Raw genomic sequence first — 5,144 nt, 5'->3', positions numbered from 1 at the left:
ATTGACGCAAACCGAAGGTTTGGTTTCCAGGTTTCGTGCATTGGACAATCGACTTAATTCTCAGATGGAAAATATTGACGTAGAGCTGGCGGCCTCGGTTGCTGCGATCAATAGTTTGTCTCAAGGTTTGGCCGAATTGAATCAGTCTATTGCTGTTGCAATTGGTGCAGGGCAGGGTGATTTACCCAACAATTTATTAGATGCTCGGGATGAAGCTTTACGAGAGCTATCTGAATACGTAAACGTAGCAGTTTTTCCTACAGGAGCAGATGGTCAGGTCAACGTATTTGTGGGAAATGGTCAGCCTCTTGTTTTAGGAAGCTCTTCAAATCAGTTGGATGTGACTTTAAACCCTAGTGACACTGAACGAAAAGAAATTGTTATGCAGGTTAATGGTCGCTCTCAGATAATTAGTAATGAGCTGACCGGCGGAAAAGTAGGTGGGCTTCTAGACTTTAGAGACAATGAACTTACAACAGCAGTTAATAGTCTCGGTCGTATAGCTATGGTTTTGTCAGACACCGTCAACAAGCAGCATGGCTTGGGTATGGATCTGGAAGATAATTTAGGCGGCCTATTCTTTAGGGATGTTAATGAGGAAGTGTTGGCACGAAGCCGCGTTCTGGGAAATAGTACCAATGCTGAACCTCAAGATCATAGTATGCAGGTTAACATCATTGATGCGACCGAGTTGACAACCAACGATTACGACCTGAAATTTGAAGGTCCATCGAGCAACGATTATACCCTGTTCATCGCAGGTACAAATAATGTTGTGACCAAAGGGATACTACCTGGAATTTTTCCGGCTAGTGTTGAAGTCGATGGTTTTCAGCTGCAGTTTAATTCCGGCACTTTCAAGGTTGGTGATCGTTTTGTTATTAAACCCACAAAAAATGGTGCAGAGGATATAGGCGCAGAAATTGACAGGGTTGAAGCGATTTCTTTCGCCGCCCCAGTTCGTGCGGATGCTAACCTGGGTAATACCGGTAATGCGAATATTAGCCTTGGGACCATGCTTGATGTAGAGAGCCCACTGACTAACGCAACCTTGCCTATCTTTGCTACCGAAGGGCAGTTGTCTCCACCCTTGGAAATTGAGTTTATTACTGACACCCGATTTCAAGTATTGAATGTGTCTGATCCGGCTAATCCGATACCGCTTACGCCAGCGATGAATAACCTATTGTACAACCCTGGTATTACCAATACGATTTTCACCTCTGACCCAGGAGAAATGCGAGTTTCGGCATTGGGAAGCGATACCTTTCAGGTTGGAACGCCAGCGGCGAGTACTGGCACTTTGGTTAATGGTTTTGGTGCTCAAAACCTAACTATCTTGAAGCGTGATACTGAGACGGGTGTCGTTAACTCTCAGGTTCTGGGAATAACGGCGAACAGTTCTGCAAAGGAAATTGCTGATAGCTTACAGGCTGTTCAAGGGATTCAGGCAAATGCTTATACCCAGGTTCGTTTGGATAATTTCGTTGATGCGGCCAATGGTACAGACCTTGGCTTCGTCATCAATGGTGAAACCATTACCATTCCGGCAGGTAGTATTTCGACTCAAGATGACCTGGCTAGTTTGATTAATGAAAACACGACTTTGCAGGATTTGGATATCTATGCTGTAAGTGATGGCAATGACGTTGAAATTCATGCCAGTAACGGTATTGATATTGTTGTGTCTGTCACTGGTGCGGCAGGTGACAGTGTCAATGTCAGTGCTGTGGATCCTTATAACCCGGGCGCATTTTCAGCGGATACAGAAACGGTGATAGCGGGAAATGGTGTTTCTGTCGGTGGCGCGGTTGACGTAACACTTGCGGATGGCATCAGCTTTACCTCTGACGTCGATAGTGTTTTTGAACGGGCACCCGTAGGGCAGTCAATTTACCTCGGGTTTCAGTTCGAGATTAAAGGCCAAGCTGAGGCGGGTGATAGTTTCAGAATAGATTACAACACAGGTGGTGTCTCGGATAACCGCAATGCTTTAGCCATGGCTGGGTTGGAAAGTGCAGGGACGGTTCAAGGTGGTGTGATTAGCTATGGTGAAGCCTATTCACAGATTATTGAAGAAATTGGCACAGTAACCAATCGGGCACGTCTGGAAGCTGATTCTGCGAAAGCCTTATTGGTTCAGTCTGAAAACAATAGAGAGTCTATCTCTGGTGTTAACCTGGATGAAGAAGCGGGTAAGCTGGTGCAGTTTCAGTCTGCTTATAACGCATCGGCACAAGTTGTATCGGTTGCCAGAGAGCTTTTTGATACGCTATTGAATGCCTTTAGATAGAGTTTAATTGAAGATAGAGTTGGGAAAAACAGGGGTGGTTTAAGTACCATCAAGTGACGCTTATGAGAATATCAACGCAGCAGCTTTTTAACCGTGGTCTGGAAGCGATTCAGGATGTTCAGTCTGATCAGCAAAAGACACAGTTACAAATATCGACGGGCAAGAAAGTCTTAACGCCTGCGGATGACCCGGTTGCTTCAACTCGAATTTTGGAGCTGAATCAGGAACTGGAGCTAAACTCTCAGTTTCAACGGAATATTGAACTGGCTCGTGGTCATTTAAACTTGCAAGACGACTTACTTGGTAGTATCAACTCAGTTGTCCAGCGTATTCGTGAATTGACGGTGACCGCAGGGAACGGTGTTCTAAACAAAAGTGATTTATCGGCGATTTCAACCGAGGTGAAGGAACGCTTGTCGCAACTTGCGGGTTTGATGAACTCACAAGATGCCAGCGGTGAATATTTATTTAGTGGCTTTCAGGGTGGTACGGAGCCCTTTCAGCAGAATGTTTCGGGTACTTACGTTTATCAAGGAGATGAGGGGAGACGTTTTGTTCAGGTCGAGCCAAATGTTACAATTGCTTCATCTGAAAATGGCAAACAAATATTTCAAGATATTGCTGTTGATAAAAATACCTTCTATACCGCTGCAAACCCTCATAACCAAGCTGTACCAGAAGCCAGAATCACGACGGGGCAAGTGATAGATCAAGAGCTTTATGACCAGTTTTATCCTGGTGATATGATAGTGACTTTCACCTCGCCTTCAGAGTTTAACGTGACTGACAAAGCGACGGGTAGATCTTATCTGGCCAATCAGGCTTATTCACAGAATGATCCGATTGTCGTCAATGGCGTTCAATTTGAGATAACCGGCACGCCTACTGCGGGTGATAGCTTCTTTATCGAATCAACTGAAAAGCAGGGCGTTCTGTCAACGATTGAGAAGTTTATCTATACCTTGGATAACTTTACTGCCACAGAAGAAGGTCGAGCGACTTTTGATGCGAACCTGGAAAGTGCCTTGATAAACCTGGATAGCGCTGAAACCTCTATTCTAGAAGCTCGAAGCCAGATTGGTGCACGTCTGAACACTGTTGAAACAACAGAGGAACAGCTTAAGGATGTGGAGCTTCTAACAGAGCAAACTCTGAGCGACCTAGAATCGGTTGACTATGCGGAAGCCGTCAGTTTGTTGTCCTTACAGCAGTTCACTTTGGAAGCTGCCTACTCCTCTTATTCTCAGGTGTCTTCACTTTCCTTATTTGATCGCTTATAAAGCGGTGGCTTTTAAGCTTTCTTCTTTGGCGCTCTGCTCCAGATGAGCGATGCAAGCCTGTAGGGTTCGGCTTACCTGAGTTTGGTCCCTAATCATGGCCAGTTTTGGCCAGGTGCAGCGTTCACCCATTTTCAAGATATAGTCTCTTTCTGAAGGGCTAGGGTTCTTCATGAACTTGGTATACCAGGAAGGCGGAAATTCAGGGTGGATATTGATGTCGCCCAAATAGTCCTGATCAAGCATCAAGGAAGCGTGATTTAGCCAAGAACTCCAAGCCTGAGAGTGAAACCGACGCTTCCCCAACTTAAGTAGAGCCTTTCCTTGAGAAAAGCTACTGCTGACCAATAGGTCGGCAAGGAAGGCTGCAAGACCATCATCCTGACGTTGAGAGACAAAAGGCACAATATGTGGGTTGGCCTGGCTGACTATAAAGTAGTTTGCATTGTGAAGCCGGCTCATTCTTTGCCTCGGAATATCGGTAGCAAAAGAGCCGTCATACCAGCGTTCACCTTTTAGATAGGCCTGCTTTTCCCCAAGGGCGTTCTTCTCATAGAGCTGGCAGGGAGGAAACAAACCAGGGACAGAGCATGATGCTTGTGCTGCGGATGCGACAAAAACACTTGGTGCAGTTTGGTAGTTCAGAATTCTTGGCTTTTGGCCTGTTCGGGCAGGTGAAATTGTAATGCTTACGTTTCGGCCGGTTTTTTTAAAGGCTTCTTCAAAAGTCATTAATCCGACGTTGTGTTCAACGCAGCTGCGCAGTTGCTCTGGGTCGAGTAATGATTGCTGTTGCCAAATACCTTTAAGCGGTAAACGCTTCAAAGGGCTGTAGTTACTTTCCTCGGGCTTACCTAGAAGAGTAAGTACTTCCTTATTTGTGTGAGTAGCCAGCATGCCCGCTGTGATTGCTCCCATACTGCTACCAGATATGATGGAGGGGAGGAGCTTGTGATTGATGAGTGTTGCGACCACGCCTATATGATAAATACCGAAGGTTCCACCGCCACTTAGCATTAAGGCAGGGCGACCAAAATTATGCTCGGCCTGTTTGAACTGGGCGAGCTTGTCTTTTGTCGAGATGCTATCGATCTCAGATTCGCAGAGTATCTTTAACGCTTTATCGATCAACTTTAAGTAATTGCTAACGAGGGTCTTGGTTCCTGTGTAGGCGGGTTGATAGAGCTTGGGTTTACTGAGTTCCGCGGTGGTTCGATACAGGCTTTCCTGAATATAGGGAATCAGCTTCAAATAATCTTTATTTTCTAGCAGTTCAGAAATTGTTTGATAATGTCCCTGCAGCACTTTGTATGGGTAGTGTTTAGACTCAGGTTTTTTTTGCCAGTCATAACTGCCGTTAAGCTTATCGGCTTTCGAGGCAGCGGTGAGCCATTGCTCATAAGTTTGTGCCTCGCTCATAGTTTGCTGCAATTTGCTTATATCTGACATTTTTGTGTTTACGCTTGTAAGCTAAAAAAATATATTTGCCTATCGCATAATCAATGTCAAACGCTTATTCCTGAGCATTGATGTAAATCAATAGGCTTTTAACGCTGATAATTTAGGGGTAGGAT

The 5,144-nt window shown here is 45.2% G+C and carries 3 protein-coding genes; 2 read left to right on the top strand and 1 reads right to left on the bottom strand.

Translation table 11 applies throughout. The annotated features are described in order from the left end of the window. Together A3761_RS14685 and flgL are read left to right on the top strand one after the other, a co-directional pair. A partial coding sequence (locus A3761_RS14685) for a flagellar basal body rod C-terminal domain-containing protein (RefSeq protein ID WP_231881228.1) occupies window positions 1-2,293 on the top strand: 2,293 nt, incomplete at its 5' end. 62 nt (window positions 2,294-2,355) lie between these two features. Continuing rightward, window positions 2,356-3,573, top strand: coding sequence for a flagellar hook-associated protein FlgL (gene flgL / locus A3761_RS14680; protein WP_068511772.1), 1,218 nt, complete (start codon window positions 2,356-2,358; stop codon window positions 3,571-3,573). Here flgL and A3761_RS14675 read toward each other — a convergent pair. Next, entirely contained in the window at window positions 3,568-5,019 is a 1,452-nt protein-coding gene (locus A3761_RS14675) for a DUF3336 domain-containing protein (RefSeq protein WP_068554374.1), read from the bottom strand. The genes flgL and A3761_RS14675 overlap by 6 nt on opposite strands. Window positions 5,020-5,144 lie beyond the last annotated feature (125 nt).

This window comes from Oleiphilus sp. HI0123 (assembly GCF_001635315.1).
Note: the sequence above shows the minus strand (reverse complement) of the source record. Positions and strands in the feature narration are given on the sequence as shown.

Excerpts from the sequence above, each read along its gene's own strand:
- flgL (WP_068511772.1), top strand. The coding sequence starts at position 2,356 with ATGAGAATATCAACGCAGCAGCTTTTTAACCGTGGTCTGGAAGCGATT.
- A3761_RS14675 (WP_068554374.1), bottom strand. The coding sequence starts at position 5,019 with ATGTCAGATATAAGCAAATTGCAGCAAACTATGAGCGAGGCACAAACT.